This window comes from Pseudomonas crudilactis (assembly GCF_013433315.1).
Lineage (GTDB): Bacteria > Pseudomonadota > Gammaproteobacteria > Pseudomonadales > Pseudomonadaceae > Aquipseudomonas > Aquipseudomonas crudilactis.
Window position 1 is genome coordinate 1 of record NZ_WXVV01000019.1, and the last position, 18136, is coordinate 18136.

The window sequence follows — 18136 nt, forward strand, 5'->3', positions numbered from 1 at the left end:
ATCAGGCTGCACAGTCACAATGGCTACCGAACTCCGGTGGACATGGAGGCCCTGGCGGCATGAAAAAGGGTAAAACCCTATAACCGTGTCCAGTATCGTTTGACCAGATCATTGTGGGCTTTTCAAAGTCCGAGTTCAACTCGGCATCGCACGTCGGCGTAGCTCTCCCAAACACCGCGATCAGTCCCCTCTCCCTCCGTGAGAGGGCTAGGGTGAGGGGCTTTGATCTGATTCAGAGTCTGAGTCCAACGCGCTATCGCACGTCGGCGTAGCTCTCCCAAACACCGCGATCAGTCCCCTCTCCCTCTGGGAGAGGGCTAGGGTGAGGGGCTTTTGATCTGATTCAGGATCTGAGTTCAACGCGCTATCGCACGTCGGCGTAGCTCTCCCAAACACCGCGATCAGTCCCCTCTCCCTCTGGGAGAGGGCTAGGGTGAGGGGCTTTTGATCTGATTCAGAGTCTGAGTTCGACTCGGTATTCATGTCGGCGTGCGTCCTCCGTCAGTTCCCTCCATGTAACGGAAAGGCAGACGCACGATTAACCCGATGACTGAAGTCCTGACCGGCTTGTTAGATAGGGTAAGTCAGCTCTTGGAGAAAAAAGTATCCGTTACCGGTGAGCTCACGCGTTTCATCACCGTGGACTGCCTTGGCGGAAATTTGCAAGTTGTCGAGGGAGTATAAGTACAGGCCGCTATTGAGTTGACTTACAGCAATGCCGGAAGAGGATGTCACTTCATAGTCATAAGGCTGAAGACCTCGTTCGGTCACGACATATTCAAAGTAGCCAGCGATTGAAGGATCCAGCAGCTTGCGAAGCGAGATGGTGAGTGATCGTCGGCTCGATGAACTGTGGTTATCTTCGAAAGAAAAATTGTAACCGCCAAGCTGGTTGAAAGACGTACTAAGGCTGGTCGTCAGGAAGCTGGTCAGCTTGACTGGCGTGTCGCCAATGGTGCCTTTGACATCGACGTTAAGAATACCGTTTACCCATACGGCTGGGGATGCGTTTGGATTGGTCATGGGGAGCTTCCTTTTATTGATTTGGTTGGAGAAGGAAGTCTGAGAGAAAAGTTAAAAACGGTGACCTGTCATATCTGACAGGGTTTTATGCTTGTTCGCGATGACGTCTCTTGATACGGGTTATATAGGAGCCACGATTTTGATCAAAGATCGGAGGCTTCGGCACTGCGGCTATAGCAGCTTCGCTGCATTATCTCTATTTGATCTAGATACCTGTCAGGTCTGACAGTTACGTATTTATCGATTTTCCGAGACGATCGTCCTTCAACTTCGAAATTCAATGGAACTGAGTATGACGATCGAGAAGGTTGTAACTTCCAGTACGACGGGCACGTTTACTGCCAGGATTCAGGGGCGCCCTGACTTCGCTCCGACTAGGGTTAATGTCTATTTCGATGGCGAGTATTATCACTGTTCGGGGTCAGAGGCGGGCGTGGATCCCGACGTTTTCAGAACTCTGTACTTTAATGTGAGGCGCAATCCATCAACCGAGCCAGCGACGTTCCATGAGATGTTGTATATCGCCCAATCAGGCCATGACCTGGAAAAAGCTACAGCCAAGGACGGTACGTTTACTATCGATTTTGATACGGCAGCTCAGCACTACAAGATGTCTTTCCATGTAGTGGTTAATGATCCGTACGCCGGCAGCATAGATATTCTCGGGTGCTTTGATTTGCGTAACGAATGATGTAAATGCCTCTTCCGCTCTTTGGCGAGGAGGTCGTGCGCGTGTCGGGTTGGGCAACCTATGAACGAACCCACACGCGCACAGCGCATCATCCATCAGTTTTGCGTTGTTATCTCGACATTATCCAGCACGCGATTCACGGCCAGTTCGGCGAGCATGATGATTTGCTGGATCGCCAGAATCGTCCTCCGCTGCGGCAGGTCGATGTAGGCGGCGATGTCGCTGGTCATGAGGCTGGCTTGGGCCAGGGATTCGCAGGCGTGGACCAGCAGGCTTTCGCTGTCCTGTTCGGGGGCGACCTGGAACATGGTGCTGGGTTTGTGGAAGCGCAGGGTTAATGCGTTGGGTTTGAGGTAGTGGTCGAGGGCGCGTTCGGCGGCTTCGTGGAATTTCTTGGAATCGGGGGATTCGTAGGGCGAGGTGTCGTCGGTTTCTGGCGGATTGGGTGTTGGCTTTTTCATTTATTGCTCCTCAGGAATTGGGCCATTCCTCTAATTGCCGCGACGCAAAAAGAGGGGTGGCAGCTGTACGCGGGTTCGCGGACCGACCTGAGGCATTCGGCATACCCGAAGGTATCCCGCGTACAGCCACCATAAAACAAGCACTCGGGGTGCTGCTGTTAAGCGGCGGCAATTATGCCCCAGAAGTCGGGCCGCGACGCCCGTTCGCTGAATTTGCAGCGACCCCCCGAGCCTATCCAGCCAATTTCCGAGGCACAACCGACGCGACTTGTCGGAAAACTCCGCGCAATTTTCAACGTCTGTAGGACGAGCACATTTCCCACAGATAAACACTTTTCAACCTGTGGGAGCGAGCCTGCTCGCGAAAGCGGTGTGTCAGGCACCGTAGATGTTGAATGTGCTGACGCCTTCGCGAGCAAGCTCGCTCCCACAGGGTCTTCCTGCGGATGCAAAAATGGTGTGCACAAAAAAGGCGATGCCCCTTGCGGGACATCGCCTTCATTTTTACCGCCGATAAAACTTATTCCGGCAGTTTGTACGCAATCACGTAGTCACCCATCTTGGTGCCCAGCGAGCCGTGACCGCCGACAACCAGCAGCACGTATTGCTTGCCGTCCTTGCCGGTGTAGGTCATCGGGGTCGCTTGGCCGCCAGCCGGCAGACGCGATTTCCACAGCTCTTTACCGCTGTTCACGTCATACGCGCGCAGGTACTGGTCGAGGGTGCCGCTGAGGAAGCCGACGCCGCCAGCCGTGACCATCGAGCCGCCCATGCTTGGGACGCCGAGGGTGAAGCCGATCGGGATTGGCGAGCTGTCGCGGCTGGTGCCGTTCTTGCGTTTCCATACGACTTTGCCGGTGGTCAGGTCGATACCGGCAACGTAGCCCCAGGCCGGGGCCTGGCACGGTACGCCCAGTGGCGACATGAACGGGTGCATGATCACGGCGTATGGCGCGCCGGTGTTTGGCTGCACGCCAGCGGTTTCGCTTTCGCGTTTGCTGCCGGCGGCGACTTGCTCGCGTGGCACCATTTTCGAAACGAAGGCCATGTAGTTCGGGCTGGTGAACAACATTTGGCGAACCGGATCGACCGAAACGCCGCCCCAGTTGAACACGCCGACGTTACCCGGGTAGATCAGGCTGCCCTGTTCCGACGGCGGGGTGTACTGGCCTTCGTAACGCAGTTCTTTGAACTGGATGCGGCACAGCATCTGGTCGAACGGGCTCGCGCCCCACATGGCTTTTTCGGTCAGTTCCGGGGCCAGCAGGTTGAGGTCCGAACGGGCCTGGGTCGGGGCGGTGTGGTCGCCTTTGACGGCGCCTTGCGGGACCGGGATTTCCTTGATCGGGATGATCGGCGTGCCGTCACGACGGTCGAGGACGTACAGGCTGCCCTGTTTGGTCGGAGCGATCAGCGCAGGTTTCACGCCGTCGGCGGTTTTCATGTCGAGCAGGGTTGGCTGGCTGCCAACGTCCATGTCCCACAGGTCGTGGTGGGTGAACTGGTAGTTCCAGCGCACTTTACCGGTGGCCAGGTCCAAGGCTACAACGCCGGCGCTGAATTTCTCGGCGCCCGGGGTGCGATCAGCGCCCCACTGGTCTGGGGTCTGGTTGCCCAGTGGCAGGTACACCATGCCGAGTTTTTCGTCGACACTGGCCAGCGACCACATGTTGGCCGAGTTGCGGCTGTAGGTTTCGCCCGGTGCCAAAGGCTCGGTGGCGTCTGGCTTGTCGCTGTCCCAGTTCCACACAAGGTGACCGTCGCGCACGTCGAAGGCGCGGATTACGCCCGATGGCTCGTTGGTCGATTCGTTGTCGGTCACGTGACCGCCCATGATCACCAGATCACGGGTAATCGCCGCTGGCGAGGTGGAGTAGTAGCCGCCAGCGGTGAACGGGCCGATACCTTGGGTCAGGTCAACCACGCCTTTGTTGCCGAAGCCTTCGCAGATCTTGCCGGTGTCGGCGTTCAGTGCGATCAGACGGGCATCAGCGGTTGGCAGGTACAGACGACGCGGGCAAGCCTGCGCAACGGCTTTGCCAGCCTCGGAAATCACCGCCGAGGCAGCGTTTTCAGATTTGGCATAAGCGGCTTCGTCGTAGTACGACACGCCACGGCAAGTCATGTGCGCAAAGCCTTTGAAGCCGACCGGGCTCTTGATCTGCGGGTCGAAGCGCCACAGTTCTTTGCCGGTGTCCGGGTCCAGGGCCAACACTTTGCTGTGCGCGGTGCAGGCGTAGATCATGCCGTTGGCTTTCAGCGGGGTGTTTTCGTTGGTCAGCTCGACCGGGTCATCCGCGGTTGGCAGGTCGCCGGTCTGAATGCGCCAGGCTTCTTGCAGCTTGCCGACGTTGGCCGGGGTAATCTGCTTCAGCGGCGAGTAACGGTCACCGAACTCGGTGCGGCCATAGGCCTGCCAGTCGCCATCGGGCATGGCTGGCGCGGTGCTGGTGGTGTCCGCAGTGTCGCGGCCCAGTTCGCCGAAGGTTTCGCCCGGGTGGGTGAACAGGCTGGCCAGAGCGGTGACGCCGGCCAGCACCACGGCGACGGTCAGACCGCCAGTGCCCATCGGCGCCGGGCCGTTAAGCAGCAGTGGACGACGGAACCACGGCAGCAACATCACGAAGCCGAGGACAAACCACAGGGCCAGACGTGGCACCAGTTGCCACCAGTCCAGACCGACTTCCCACAGCGCCCAAACGGTGCTGGCAAACAGAACGATGGCGTACAGGCCCAGCGCCGCGCGACGGCGCATCAGCAGCAGAATGCCGCTCAGCGCGATGCCGATACCGGCCAGCAGGTAGTACAGCGAGCCGCCGAGCATGCTCAGCTTGACCCCTCCGGCCAACATGGCCAGGCCCATCAGTAGAAGCAGAATGCCGAGCAGGCTCGGTAGCAAACGGCCCCGACTCGAAGCACTTTCGGTGCTCATAGTGTGATTCTCCGTGACGTTTATGTAGTCCCGCGCTGTAGTCACTTTAGATGACGATTTGGCACAGGCATGGTTCAGATAAAAACTTGTCTAGCTAACGAATTTCATCTGTAGGAGTGAGCTTGCTCGCGAAAGCGGTGTGTCAGTCACTGGAGATGTCGCCTGAAACACCGCTATCGCGAGCAGGCTCACTCCTACAATGGATTTACGTAAATCTTTAGAACGAGGACTGGATCTTGATCCCGCCGATCAGGGCGTCGTCGACGTTGTTCACGCCACCGGGGTGGCGGATGTATTGCAGGTTCGGGCGTACGGTCAGCCAGTTGGTCACGTGCACGCCGTAATACAGTTCGGCGCTGTATTCGGTGTCTTGCGGTGGCAGAAAGGACGGATCGTCATAGTCGTAGACCGCATTCGCACGGTTGCTCGCTTCGGCGTTTTTGCGGAAGGCCGGGTTGACGTGCACGCGGGCGAGGGCGAAACCGATGTCATCCTTGGCGCGGGCATCGAACGGGCCTTTATAGGTGATGCCGGCCTGCACGTAGTTGTCGATCGCGTTGGTTTTCTTGTCGTGCATCGTGCCGTTGGCGAACACGCTCAAGCCGCGACTGTTATCGCTGGCCATGCTGGTGATCTGCTGCTGGATGCCCAGCCATACGCCGTGTTTGCTCGACGCGCTGCGATAGGCTTCGCCGCTGAGGGCGGCCGGTTGGCCGTGGCTGTCTTTATAGACGTCGCTGGCCTTGGCGTTGCTGTAGTAGTAACCGGCGCGGTATTCGCCCGGCAGGCCGTTGAGCTTCGGCGTCCACACCAGCTCGATCGGCAGGATCGCGCCCTGGGTGCCGCTGCCGCTGAGTTTGAAACCGTTGCCGCGATCAAGGTTCGACGGGTTCTGCTCGTAGGCGCCGACCTGTGCATACAGCTCTGGGGTCAGGTGATATTTGACGCGCAACGCCCATTGGCTGACCGGCCAGTTGTACCAGATGCCACCGACCCAGTTGCCGACCTGCGAGCCGCAGAACGCGAGGTTCTGGAAGTCGCACGGGAAGCTGTTGAAGTCTTCGCCTTCGCCGAAACGGCCGACCTTGATGTCGAGTTTCTGATCGAAGAATTTCTGCTGGTACCACATCTGCGTCAGGCGCGTGGTCTGGCCACGGCCCCAGACTTCCTGGGCTGAGGTGAAGCCGCCAACGCGCGGGTCGTTGATGCGGTCGTTGCTGATGTTGTTGCCGCTGCGCTTGGTGATGGTCAGTTGAAACTCGGCGTCGTCCCAGCCGAGGATCTTTTGCAGGTCGAGGTGTGTGCCCAGGCCGAACTGATCGCTGTAACGCGCGGTGCGGTCATGATCGTATCCACCGTGCAGGTTGCTGCCCATTTCGCCGGTGTAATCGAGTTTGAAGTCGTAGCCTTTTTCCGAGAGTTCGGTGCGCGTGCCGTTCCAGTCACCGAGCATGTACGGTGAGTCACTGTCGAACGCGGGCGCCGCTTGAACACAGGTGGCGAGGCCGAGGGCGGTGCAGCCGCCAAGGGTGCGCAGGGCTGAGATAGCGCTGTCTCGGGAGAAGGAAAAATCGGGCATGGCTAAGTCTTTTTTTGGTGTTTTCGGGGTGCAATTCGAGCGCTTCAATATGTCGCAGGCAGTGAAGCGATTCAGCGGAAGGGCGGCAGGATAATGATCTGTTACAAAAAGACAAAGGCCTTTTGTGAACATGCAGCGTTTCGGATTCGGTAACAGTGCGGCAAACGGGCGCATTGTGGCCCGTGTTGTGGCCTGCGATCTTCTCAGGTTGGCCTACATTTGAAGGTAGGCCTTCCACCCGATCACCCCCTCGGCTAAGGTGCGCGGCTTCTGCATTTTCACTTCGCCCAAAGGCCTGGCATGAACGAACAAACCCCCGATCCGCTGCACGGCGTGACCCTTGAACAGATCCTCAACGCCCTGGTCACTCATTACGAATGGTCGGGGCTGGCCGAGCGCATCGATATTCGCTGCTTCAAGAGTGATCCGAGCATCAAGTCGAGCCTGACATTCCTGCGCAAAACTCCATGGGCACGGGAGAAGGTCGAGCGTCTGTACGTGAAGTTGATGCGCACCAAGCGACCGCTCTGACATGGATGCCGGTTGTTGGCGCCGTCGCCTGATCACCTGCGCAGCCGTGTTGGGCTGGGCGGGGCTGGGCATTCAGCTGTACCTGATTTTTTTCGCGCGTTTGAGCGTCGGCGCCAGCCTGTTGGGCGGGCTGGTGAGCTTTTTCAGTTACTTCACGATTCTGACCAATACGCTGGTGGCGACGGTGTTGACCTGCGCGGTGACCACGCGTGAGTCTGCTGCGCGCCGCTGGTTTTTACGACCGTGGGTCAGCAGTGGGATTGCCGTGAGCATCGCTGTGGTGGGTCTCGCCTACAGCATTTTGCTGCGGCATTTGTGGCACCCGGAAGGCTGGCAATTGATCGCTGACGAGTTGCTGCACGACGTGATGCCGCTGCTGTTTCTTGGCTATTGGTGGTTGTACGTGCCCAAGGGCACTTTGCGCTGGTGGCATCTGCCGGTGTGGCTGATTTATCCGCTGGTGTATTTCATCTACGCGTTGCTGCGCGGGCATTTGCTCGGCGCGTATGCGTACCCGTTCATTGATGTGGCGGTGTTGGGTTATCCACAGGTGTTGGTCAATGCGGGGGGGATACTGGCGGGGTTTGTGCTGATTGGGTTGTTGGTCATCGGCCTCGACCGCTGGCAAGCCGTACGAAGTTAAAGTTCTATGTGGGAGCGAGCTTGCTCGCGAATTCGGTTTGTCAGTCAGTATTGAGGCGACTGATCCGCCGCATTCGCGAGCAAGCTCGCTCCCACAGGTATATCACTCTTCTTCAGATCCCTCGGCGCGCCAGTAGCCGACGGCTTTGATCAGTTGTTCATCCAGCCCATGCTCATCGATCAGCACCCGGCGAATCTGCCGCGAGACTTTCGTTTCGGTCGCGACCCAGGCATACAGATTGCCCTTGGGCACCTGCAATTGTTTCACCGTCGCCAGCAGGTTGTCCTTGCTGCCTTCGCGCAACACCCAGATCACATTGACCTGCGCCGCACTCTCCAGCACTTGCTGCTCGGCGCCGTTTTCCACTTCGATCACCACCAGCGCCTTGCGATTGGCCGCCAGGCCTTCGAGGCGGCGGGCGATGGCGGGCAGGGCGGTTTCATCGCCGATCAGCAAATAGCTGTCGAAAATATCCGGGACGATCATCGAACCGCGCGGCCCGCCGATGTGCAGGAATTGCCCCGGTTTGGCTTGTTCCGCCCAGGTCGACGCAGGGCCGTCACCGTGCAGAACGAAATCGATGTCCAGTTCCAGCGCATCGAGGTCATAACGACGCGGGGTGTAGTCGCGCATTTCCGGCTTCGGTCCGTCGTCCTTGCCGGCGCCGAGCACCATCGTCTCCAGCGCCGCCGCCTGTTCGGCGTTCTGCGGGAACAACAGTTTGACGTGATCGTCAGTGCCCAGGCTGATAAACCCGGCCAGCTCCGGCCCGCCGAGGGTGATGCGGCGCATGCGCGGCGTCAGGTCGACCACGCGCAGGACTTCCAGTTTGCGGCGTTTGATTTCGTGCATCACGCGGTGAATGGTTTGGGTATCGACTGCAGTCATTCGGCTTTCTCCGGAACAGGTTGAACGGCAGGGCCGTCGACGATGGCTTTGGCGGTGTCATTGAGCAGGTCGCGCACGCGCAGAATTTCTTCCGGACTCCAGCGGCCGTGGTGCAATTGCAGGGCATGGCGCAGGTTGTGCACCGCCTCGTGGATTTCCGGCGGCCGATCATGGCCGCGCAACGAGCGTTTGCTCACATCGATGCGCATGCGCACGCCATCCAGCGCCACGGCTTGTTCGCTTAAAGACAAACGACCGGCCTCGGTCACGCTGTAGCGTTTTTTGCCGCCCTCGGCGTCGCCGCTGATCATTTCGCTTTCTTCGAGAAAGGTCAGGGTCGGATAGATCACGCCGGGGCTGGGGCTGTACGCGCCGTCGAACATGCCTTCGATCTGACGGATCAGGTCATAGCCGTGGCACGGCTGTTCGGCGACCAGCGCCAGCAACAATAACTTCAGATCCCCAGGGGCAAATACCCGGGGGCCACGGCCGCCGCGTTCGCGACCGGGACGCTTTTCAAAACCGTCACGGCCGTCGGCGTGATTGCGGTGGGGGGAATGATGGTCTCTCATTTCGATCTTCTCTCGTCGTGTTTAGATACAACTTAAGATATATCTTAACGAGGGTGCAAGGCGTTTTTTCTCCGATCCTCGACCAGCAGACGAGCGGCGCTATCTTGCGCGAATGCAACAGGTCTTTTTCGGCGAATGTCTGGCGAAGAATAACTTTGAAGTTAAAGTCATCACTCTATTTATTCGAGCAAGTATTCTAAAGTTTCAACTGATCCCTTGCCGTGCAAGGGTGCAAGTGCTGTATGGTTTTTTAACTTTATCTGTATGTAGGGCAGAACTTACAGTCAATGTTTTGAATATCGATTTTTTGTTCTTTTTTCTTGCGGGTCATAGGGTTGTTGAACTACGAGCTTATAGGAAGTTACTTGCTTACTTTCCAGAGGTAACAGTCGATGATGCCCCGGCATTGAAAGTACAAGTTGATCTGGCTCAACTCCCCTGACCGCTTCTTGAACTTTCAATGCACTCCTTCTCAATAAAGAAAACAAGGTACTGAACGATGTTCAAGAAAATCGCAATCGCTGCTCCTTTGGCACTTCTGGCGCTGGGCTCTTCGGGAGCGTTCGCCGCGGGTGAAGCCGCTCACTCGATCAGCATCGTCGCTCACGTGCCGACCAACGGCTTCTACGTGGTGCCGACCGATCCCGATCTGGTCAACAAGGATCAGGACATGAGCTACCAGCCGGCCACCGGCAGGATGGGCGAAGTCAACGGTTTCTTCGATGTGCGCAACAACAACGGTTCGGTCCATGCCAGCGTGGACAGTGCGCCAAAACTGATCTCGGGTGCCAACAGCATCGATCTCCAGGTCGCGATCAACAACAAAGCCCTCACCACCACCCCTCAGGAAGTCGTAGGCGAGTCTGAATCCGACGTTAACTTCCGCGCGCCACTGAAGATCAGTGCCATCGGTTCCAACTTTCAGCCGGGTGATTACACCGGTGTTGTAGCGCTGACCTTCGACGCCGTTCCACCGGTCGGTACGCCTTGATCGATTGATCCGGCAACAAACGCTGACGTTCTGTCAGCGTTCACCGCGGGGGCAGCACAGTCTGTCCCGGCGGACTTCCACCGTTCTAATCAGAGTGAGAGTTCATGTTCCCGATGACACCCATCGCGGCTGCGCTTGCGCTGTTGTTTTGTGCCAGCGCTGCCGTGGCTTCCAACTCTGCCGGCACTACGCCGCGCAGTCTGTTGGCCCAGGCCAAAGGCCTGCCGGCAGATTTCGAGGAGCACTTCTTTGATGTGCCTCTGGCGGTTCGGGTCGAACTCGATCATCAGCCCCTGGGCGAGGCCATGGTGGTGTTGTCCCGCGATGATCGCATCACCCTGCTCGAATTCACCGACACCAGCGAAAACCGCTACGGCCCTGCTGATCGCGAGAAATGGGCGGCTTATCTCAAGCCCGGCGTGCCACTGGGCAACTGCACCGGTTCCTGTCCGGATCAGGTGCTGGCCGTGCATTACAACCTGGAAAGTTCTCTGGTTTCGATTCTCACCGCAAACGCTGAGCGTGACCTTGAAGCCAAGCGCTATTACGAGCAGCCCGAAGGTGGCAGCCATGGCTTGATGGTGCGCAATCAACTGAACCTCAACGGCGGCCAGGATCAGGATCTGGGCGGACGCTTTGGCCTTGAGGCCAGCGGCAGCCTGGGTAACTGGAGCCAGACACTGAACCTGCAACTGGCACGTCTTGGCGGGCCGGACGACAAGCTTTATCACGCTGTACACGAACTGCATACCCAGCGTGAACTGCAGGGCAGTTTTTTTCGCCTGGGCTATTTCACTCCCAATTCCGAGGGGCTGACCCGTCAGCCGCGCACGTTCGGCACCAGCCCGGATACGGCGGTCGGGGTCATGTACGGCAGCTCCGACAGCCTGGCGATCAACAGCCCGATGCCCAGCGTTTATCCGATTTATGTCACTGCCAACCGTCAGGGTTCGGTGGAGATCTGGCGTGACGGTCTGTTGATCAACACCCAGTCGGTGCCTGCCGGTTTGCAGACCCTCGACACTCGGCCTTTGCCCGGCGGTATTTATGAAGTGGAGGTGCGCCTGATCGAAGACGGCCAGATCACCTCGACCACCCAGGAGCTGGTGTACAAGCCCAGTAACTGGCGCAACCTCGACGAGCGCTGGCGCTACAACGTGTTTGCCGGCGAGGAAAGCAAACTGCTGAGCAACTGGGACACGCAGTCCAGTGGTAGCCCCACCGCCGGGGCGGCGGTCAATTACTTGTTGCACCCGCGGGTGATTCTCGGGTTGTCGGCGCGCCAGATCCGCGAAAAACTGCAATACGGTACGTCCATCGACTGGACGCTGGCCAATCACATGAGTCTCTACGCCAACGTCTACAAGACCGAGGATTACGGCACCGGTCTGGATCTGCAAAGCCTCTACAACTACGGATCCGGCAGTGTGGTGATCAGCCACAACCGCAGCTGGCTCGATACCACCAACACCTATGACACCTTGCCCGACGGCACCCGGGTTCGCCCGCGCAACGTGTTCATCGGCCAGACCAGCAACTCGTCGCTGGCGCTCAACCATCGCATCAACAGCAAGAACACCCTCAACGCCCGGGTGTCGCACAGCGAAGGCAATGTCGAAGGCCTGGGCATGGATCTGGGGTGGACCCAACGCACCCAACTGTTTGGCAGCGATGCCAGCTGGCGCTTGTCACTGTTTGATCGGCCGGGCAGCTACAGCAGTGGCGATGCGCGCAACCGCGGGGTCGACCTGAGCGTCAATATGGCGCTTGGCGCCCCCGGCCAGCAGATTACCGGCAGCATCGGCTCGCGCACCGCTCGCGACGGCAGCCGCGACAACAACGGATCGATCGGCTGGCGCAAGGACTTCAAGGATCATGTGCTGCAAAACGTCTCGGTCACGGCGTTGACCGATACCTACGGTGTCGGCATGTCCAGCCTGGCGAATTTCCGCACCGATTCGGTCAATGGCGATGGCTTTATCCAGCGCTCGTCCTACAACGGCAATTTCACCGGTGGCCTGAACCTCGACAGCACGCTGGTGGTCGGCGGTCAGCAGATGTTGATGACCAGTCAGTACGAAATGCGCGGCGCCGGAATGATCGTCGATGTGGAGTCGGACATCGACGATATCGCCTTGCGTGCCGACGATTACAGCGGCGGCAGTGCGGCCTTGAAACCGGGGCGCAATTTCATCCCGATCACCGCGTATCAGAACAGCTCGGTGAGCTTCGATTTCGAAGGCAATCACGTACCGGCGGCCACGATCGAGCCGGCGCGCACTCGCTATCACCTGAACAAAGGCGGGGTGGAGTATCGCAAGATCCGTGTGATGAAAACCCTGACAGTGCTCGGTCGACTGATCGATGAAACAGGGCAGCCGCTCAAGGGCCATCACGTGATCAACCACGCCAGCCGTGGCGTGACCGAGGTCGACGGGTTCTTTTCAATGGAAATGAACGCCGGTTCGCCGACCCTCGAAATCCGTCGCGATAATCGGTTGCTGTGTCAGTTCCGCCTCGACGCCAACCAGTACCGCAGTGAAAACAATGTACTGATGATCGGCGATCTGCGCTGTACGCCGGACACCGTGGCTGACGTCAGTGCCACCGCACAGAAGGCGGGTTGAATCGATGAACAGATCCACGTATGGCCTGGGCCTCTGTCTGGCATTGGCGATGCCGGCCGCCGAGGCGGCGAGCCAGGAGATCCGCGCGTTGTTTCAGCCTGATCCGTCGCAGCCGAGCAAAAACGTGTTCATCAACCAAACGCCGAACAGCGGGTATTGCGAGGCTGCCCCGAGCGAGTGCGCCGATAACCGCATGTTCAGTATTCAATTTCCGATTCGTTTCGAGTCCACCCGCACTCTCCAGCCCGGTGACGCTGTGACGGTCAAGGCACCGGCCAATTGGCGGCAACTGACGGTGACCAATGCCGAGACACAGGAAACCGAAACCGTCGAAATCCGCATCATCGGCATCGGTTCGACATTTGTGTTGAGCGACACCGCGGCCAATCTGGTGGGCGTGAGCGACCCGCTTGATGGCCATCAGAAACTCTGGACCGGCAGCAGCTGGGTCTATGCTCCTGCCCCCTGTATCTATAGCGGTGTCGGTTTCTTTACGCCCAATTACTACCGGTTTTTCTGGAAAACGCCGGTGGAAACGGCCTGCACCAAGATTGCCGCGTTCACCATTCCATCGATGTACTTCAACAATCTGGATTTCGCCTACGAGTTGCGCACGCCCAATCCGTTAGGCATGTCATCGGGCCTTTACACCGGTTCGCTGGCGTATTCCATCGGCAACGGCGGCGATTTCGATCTGGGGCCGTTGATGGCGCCGGACGATGGCAGCCTGAATCTGGATTTCGTGCTCGACGTGCAGCACACCCTCAAGGTCGATCTGCCGCCGGGCGGCAACAAAGTGCTGCTCGAACCCGAGGGCGGCTGGATGCGCTGGGTCGACAATGGCCGCCCGCCGACACGCATCTTTCGCGATCAACTGTTCTACATCTCCGCCTCATCGCGCTTCAAGGTCATGATCCTGTGCGACTCCACGGGCGGCACGCGCTGCAAATTGCGCAGCCCCAGAGGCAATGTCACCGAGGTGGAAACCTATCTCACGCTGCCCGCCGGCATCGATGGGCCCATGGGGCGCACGGTGAGCCAGCTCAAGCTGCTTTACAACACGTGGGTCGGTCCTTTTCAACCGGGTTTTTATGTGGACCGCAAGGCCGGTTCATTGCGTTTCGAGATGCCCAGGGATGCCATCGACTTTCTTTTGCGGCCGGGTTTCACCGACACGCTCAGCGGCAATATCACCGTTATCTGGGACTCGGACGTGTGAACGTGCAGGCCGGGGCCTTTTTCCTTTTTTCATGGAGTTGAAGACGATGAACCGTGGTTTTTTGCTGGGCGTGCTCAGCGTGTTTTGCCTGACGGCGCAGGCCGGGCCGCAGATCAATGTCGGTACGGTGTACGACTATCTGGATGCCGATAAAAGTACCTACCTGAAACGGGTGTTCAACAGCGGTGACGCCACTGCGTTCGTCAAGGTCAACGTGCTGGAGATTGTCTACGGTGCCGACGGCACACCGACGGAAATCCCGGTTCAGAACGCTGCCGACGGCACCTCGCGCAACGGCTTGATGGCCAGTCCGGCGCGGCTGATCGTGCCGGCTCAGGGAATGCAGGGCACCCGCTTGCTGTACATGGGCGAACGCGATCGCGAGCGTTACTTCCGCGTGCGGTTCGTGCCGGTGGTGCCGGAAAAAGAAGACGAGTTCGCAGTCAGCCAGGAAGAGCGTGAAGACTACAAAAAGGCACTCACGGCCGGGGTCAACGTGATGACCGGTTTTGGCACGGTGTTCTTTGTCCGCCCCAAGGAAGCACGCTTCGCCACGGCGATCAATGAAACCGCCAGTCGCTACGAACTGCGCAATGACGGCAATACCGTGGTGATCGTCGACGAGTTCAAAAGCTGTTCGCTGAGTAACGAAACCGACTGCGGCGCGACCACCAAACACCATGTGCTGGCGGGCAAAACCTTCGCTTTCGATAAGGAGAAGGGCCGTGCGTACCGCTTCTTTCTGATCGAGGGCAGCGAGAAGAAGAACCTGACGGTCAGCAGCCGCTAGGTCTGCTTTTCATTGAACGCTACGGGTAACCAACATGATCAAGCAATGCACCGTCGTCGCGCTGATTGCCGCGGCGGCTTTGACCAGCGACGCGGCCTGGGCGGCTCGGGAAGAACACACCTTCGAAGTGACACTGAACGTCCCCAGCCGAGCGTTCTACATCATTCCAGCGGAGCCGGACTGGATTCACCGGCCGCAGCAGCTCCACTGGAACCACCCGACCTCAAGCCTGAGCAGTGTGCGCAAATACTTTGACGTGCGCCACGACAGCGGAGCGATTGAGGCGCGCCTGGAGTCCGCGCCCTACCTTTCCAACGGTCGGCCGGCGGACGATATCAGACTGCGCGTGACCTTCAACGAGGTGGAGTTGAGCGCTGAGATGGCGCCGCGTCAGGTGGTGTCGCAGGCCGAAGCCGCCGCGGGCAGTCGGGTGTTGTTGCAAATCGACCCGATCAGACCGGAGGGCGGCTACCGCGCCGGAGATTACGCCGGCAACGTGTTGCTGTTGTTCAGTGCCCGAGCGCCGGGCGAGTGAACCGGCGCGTGTAGCGCTGGTATCGGTATGTTTTTGGAGAACGCCCTTGAGTTTTTTTAGCGCCCCGGGCATCCGGCCATGGATTGGTTTGCTGACGTTGTTCAGCATCGCGGCAGCGGCCGAAGTGCACAACATTGACGCGACCTTCGAGCCTGACTTTGCCAATCCGCAAAAGAATCAGTTCAAGAATCAGACACAGTCCGAGGGTTTTTGCCGGCAAGCGCCGGGCGCTTGTGAGCCGATTGGTCTGTTCAGCCTGATCGCGCGTATTCCGTTCGCGGCCAATGCACCGATTCAGGCCAATCATGCTGATCCGCGTCGGGGCGGCATGGCCAAAGTGCCGTCCAACTGGAGCACGGTTTCGGTGACGAACGCTTCCGGTGATACACACATTGTCGAGGTGAGAATTGCCGGTATTGGTCACGAAGCAGGGTTCCCGTTGTCGGTCGGTGAATTGACCGGAGGCGGCTGGTGGGATGACCTGTGGGAGGGTGGCGCCTGGGTTTATGCTCCGCCACCGTGCCTGGGGGTCGGTACCGTTACGGCGGGCCACCATGGTTACAACAGCTTCTGGAGAGTTCCGGAGGGGGCGGGTACCTGCGCCAAAAAGGCATTGTTCGATATTCCTGTTGGCATGAACTATCAGTATTTCGTCTACGCCTACGAACTGCGCACACCGGATCCGCTGAAGATGGATGCAGGCGACTACACCGGTTCCATCACCTACACCGTCGGCCCGAACATGGATTTCGACATGGGCGATGTGATGATTCCGTCCGACTCGATGCTGACCCTCAATTTCAATCTGAAGGTCACGCACACCATGAAGGTCGATATTCCTCCCGGCGGCAACCGCGTGGTGCTGGAGCCGCTCGGGGGCTGGCAGTCCTGGCTGAACCAGGGGCGCAAGCCGACCCGGCTGATGCGCGATCAGACGTTCAATATCTCGGCGTCGAGCCGTTTCAGGATGAACATCGAATGCGAGTACGTCATGGGCAACAACTGCGCGCTATGGGAATCGACCGCTGGCCATGGTGTCCCGCTGGAAGTCAGCGTCACGTTGCCCAACGGCCTGACTGACAGCGCCGGGCAGCCGGTCAAGCGCCGGCGGTTGTGGCGCGATGGCAGTGGTACCGAGTTGTTTCAGCCGGGTTTCTATCTCGATCGCAAGGTTGGCACGCTGCATTTCGAGGTGGCTCGTGATGCGGTGGATGAAATGCTCAAGGACGGGTATGCCCGCAGCTATTCGGGCAATGTCACGGTGATCTGGGATTCGGAAGTGAGCTAGGCGAATTGGCGATTGTGCCGTGTTGACAGGGAAGCTTCGGATGTTCCGAGGTCATTATGGAGAACGACCATGGGTAATGTGTTCACAAGGTGTCTGCGCCTGACAAAGCGCAGCGCGTGGAGCAGTCTGGTGCTGACGCTGGTGGCCGGTGCGGCATCGGCTGAAGTGCATGATATTGACGCGACTTTTGAACCGGACTTTGCCAACCCGCAACGAAATCAGTTCAAGAACCAGACGCCGTCCGAAGGGTTCTGTCGTCAGATCCCGCAGGCTTGTGAACCGATCGGTCTGTTCAGTCTGATCGCGCGCATTCCGTTCGCGGCCAATGCGCCGATTCTGGCCAACCATACCGATCCGCGTCAGGGCGGCATGGCGCGGATTCCGTCGGATTGGCGGGATGTGCAAGTCACCCATTCGTCAGGCGATACGCACAAATTGCAGATCAGGATTGCCGGGATCGGTCACGAACTGGCGTTGCCGCGACCGGTAAACGAATTGACCGGAGGCGGCTGGTGGGACGAGCTGTGGGAAGGCGGTGGCTGGACGTATGCTCCGCCACCCTGCCAGGGCGTCGGATGGAACAGCGCCGGCCCCTCGGGCTACAACAGTTTCTGGAGAGTACCGGAAGGGGCCGGGACCTGTGCGAAAAAGGCGCTGTTCGACATTCCGCAGGCCATGCGCTACCTGTATTTCGGTTATGCCTACGAACTGCGCACACCGGATCCGCTGAAGATGGAGTCGGGCGACTACACCGGTTCCATCACCTATACCGTTGGCCCGAACCTGGATTTCGACATGGGCGATGTGATGATCCCGTCCGACTCGATGCTGACCCTCAATTTCAATCTGAAGGTGACACACACCATGAAGGTCGATATTCCTCCCGGCGGCAACCGCGTGGTGCTGGAACCGCTCGGGGGCTGGCAGTCCTGGCTGAATCAGGGGCGCAAGCCGACCCGGCTGATGCGCGACCAGTCGTTCACGATTTCGGCATCGAGCCGCTTCAAGATGAGCATCGAATGCCAGTACGTCATGGGCAACAACTGCGCGCTGTGGGAAGCGAACGCCGGCCATGAGGCACCGCTGGAAGTCAGCGTCAGCCTGCCCAACGGGTTGACCGATGGCGCGGGGCAGCCGGTCAATCGCCGCCGGTTGCTGCGCGATGGCAGTGGCACCGAGTTGTTTCAGCCCGGGTTCTATCTGGATCGCAAGGTCGGCACGCTGCATTTCGAAGTGGCCCGTGACGCGGTGGATGAAATGATCAAGGAGGGAACATCGCGCCGCTATTCGGGCAACGTCATGGTGATCTGGGATTCGGAGGTTGGCTGAGGTCACCAGCCCCCGGGGAAGGGGCTGGCCTGGTTCG

The 18136-nt window shown here is 58.9% G+C and carries 17 protein-coding genes; 11 read left to right on the top strand and 6 right to left on the bottom strand.

From position 1 onward, the window contains the following. Positions 1–570: 570 nt before the first annotated feature. Positions 571–1023 (bottom strand): hypothetical protein, encoded by a 453-nt coding sequence (locus tag GTU76_RS20110; RefSeq protein ID WP_095122458.1) that lies wholly within the window; start codon positions 1021–1023, stop codon positions 571–573. Between the two features lie 292 nt (positions 1024–1315). On the opposite strand from GTU76_RS20110, the gene GTU76_RS20115 reads away from it, so the two are divergent. Beyond that, the gene (locus GTU76_RS20115) at positions 1316–1714 is read left to right on the top strand and encodes a hypothetical protein (protein ID WP_180699418.1); all 399 of its coding nucleotides are present in this window, start codon (positions 1316–1318) and stop codon (positions 1712–1714) included. 95 nt (positions 1715–1809) lie between these two features. Here the strand turns inward: GTU76_RS20115 and GTU76_RS20120 are convergent, their stop codons facing one another. The 3 genes from GTU76_RS20120 to GTU76_RS20130 form a co-directional block, all read right to left on the bottom strand. Beyond that, positions 1810–2175 carry a DUF6124 family protein gene (locus GTU76_RS20120; RefSeq protein ID WP_180699419.1) on the bottom strand — a complete coding sequence of 122 codons (366 nt, stop codon included), beginning with the start codon at positions 2173–2175 and terminating at the stop codon, positions 1810–1812. Positions 2176–2695: 520 nt separating this feature from the next. Then, positions 2696–5107 carry a glucose/quinate/shikimate family membrane-bound PQQ-dependent dehydrogenase gene (locus tag GTU76_RS20125; RefSeq protein ID WP_180699420.1) on the bottom strand — a complete coding sequence of 804 codons (2412 nt, stop codon included), beginning with the start codon at positions 5105–5107 and terminating at the stop codon, positions 2696–2698. Between the two features lie 217 nt (positions 5108–5324). After that, positions 5325–6686 carry a carbohydrate porin gene (locus GTU76_RS20130; RefSeq protein ID WP_180699421.1) on the bottom strand — a complete coding sequence of 454 codons (1362 nt, stop codon included), beginning with the start codon at positions 6684–6686 and terminating at the stop codon, positions 5325–5327. Positions 6687–6986: 300 nt separating this feature from the next. On the opposite strand from GTU76_RS20130, the gene GTU76_RS20135 reads away from it, so the two are divergent. Beyond that, positions 6987–7217 (top strand): VF530 family protein, encoded by a 231-nt coding sequence (locus GTU76_RS20135; protein WP_016987543.1) that lies wholly within the window; start codon positions 6987–6989, stop codon positions 7215–7217. 1 nt (position 7218) lies between these two features. Then, on the top strand, positions 7219–7860 hold the full coding sequence (locus tag GTU76_RS20140; protein ID WP_175553285.1) for a Pr6Pr family membrane protein: 642 nt from the start codon (positions 7219–7221) through the stop codon (positions 7858–7860). A 102-nt stretch (positions 7861–7962) separates the two neighbouring features. Here GTU76_RS20140 and GTU76_RS20145 read toward each other — a convergent pair whose 3' ends face one another. Continuing rightward, positions 7963–8748: a siderophore-interacting protein gene (locus tag GTU76_RS20145; RefSeq protein ID WP_093430617.1), complete on the bottom strand. Its 786-nt coding sequence runs from the start codon at positions 8746–8748 to the stop codon at positions 7963–7965. Then, positions 8745–9320 carry a PadR family transcriptional regulator gene (locus GTU76_RS20150; protein ID WP_180699422.1) on the bottom strand — a complete coding sequence of 192 codons (576 nt, stop codon included), beginning with the start codon at positions 9318–9320 and terminating at the stop codon, positions 8745–8747. Before GTU76_RS20150 ends, GTU76_RS20145 begins: the two co-directional genes overlap by 4 nt. A 112-nt stretch (positions 9321–9432) precedes the next feature. Here GTU76_RS20150 and GTU76_RS20155 point away from each other — a divergent pair, with 112 nt between their 5' ends. The 8 genes from GTU76_RS20155 (at position 9433) to GTU76_RS20190 (ending at position 18099) form a co-directional block, all read left to right on the top strand. Further along, complete coding sequence (locus tag GTU76_RS20155) at positions 9433–9762, top strand: hypothetical protein (RefSeq protein ID WP_180699423.1); 330 nt, start codon at positions 9433–9435, stop codon at positions 9760–9762. 57 nt (positions 9763–9819) lie between these two features. Next, positions 9820–10311, top strand: coding sequence for a CS1 type fimbrial major subunit (locus GTU76_RS20160; protein WP_016987547.1), 492 nt, complete (start codon positions 9820–9822; stop codon positions 10309–10311). Positions 10312–10415: 104 nt separating this feature from the next. After that, positions 10416–12938 carry a TcfC E-set like domain-containing protein gene (locus GTU76_RS20165; protein ID WP_180699424.1) on the top strand — a complete coding sequence of 841 codons (2523 nt, stop codon included), beginning with the start codon at positions 10416–10418 and terminating at the stop codon, positions 12936–12938. 4 nt (positions 12939–12942) lie between these two features. Next, the gene (locus tag GTU76_RS20170) at positions 12943–14157 is read left to right on the top strand and encodes a hypothetical protein (protein ID WP_175553289.1); all 1215 of its coding nucleotides are present in this window, start codon (positions 12943–12945) and stop codon (positions 14155–14157) included. 46 nt (positions 14158–14203) lie between these two features. Continuing rightward, positions 14204–14947, top strand: coding sequence for a molecular chaperone (locus GTU76_RS20175; protein ID WP_180699425.1), 744 nt, complete (start codon positions 14204–14206; stop codon positions 14945–14947). A 34-nt stretch (positions 14948–14981) separates the two neighbouring features. Further along, positions 14982–15482, top strand: coding sequence for a hypothetical protein (locus GTU76_RS20180; RefSeq protein ID WP_016987551.1), 501 nt, complete (start codon positions 14982–14984; stop codon positions 15480–15482). 46 nt (positions 15483–15528) lie between these two features. Beyond that, positions 15529–16770 (top strand): hypothetical protein, encoded by a 1242-nt coding sequence (locus GTU76_RS20185; protein ID WP_180699426.1) that lies wholly within the window; start codon positions 15529–15531, stop codon positions 16768–16770. Positions 16771–16839: 69 nt separating this feature from the next. Continuing rightward, positions 16840–18099, top strand: coding sequence for a hypothetical protein (locus GTU76_RS20190; RefSeq protein WP_150729678.1), 1260 nt, complete (start codon positions 16840–16842; stop codon positions 18097–18099). Positions 18100–18136: the final 37 nt, after the last annotated feature.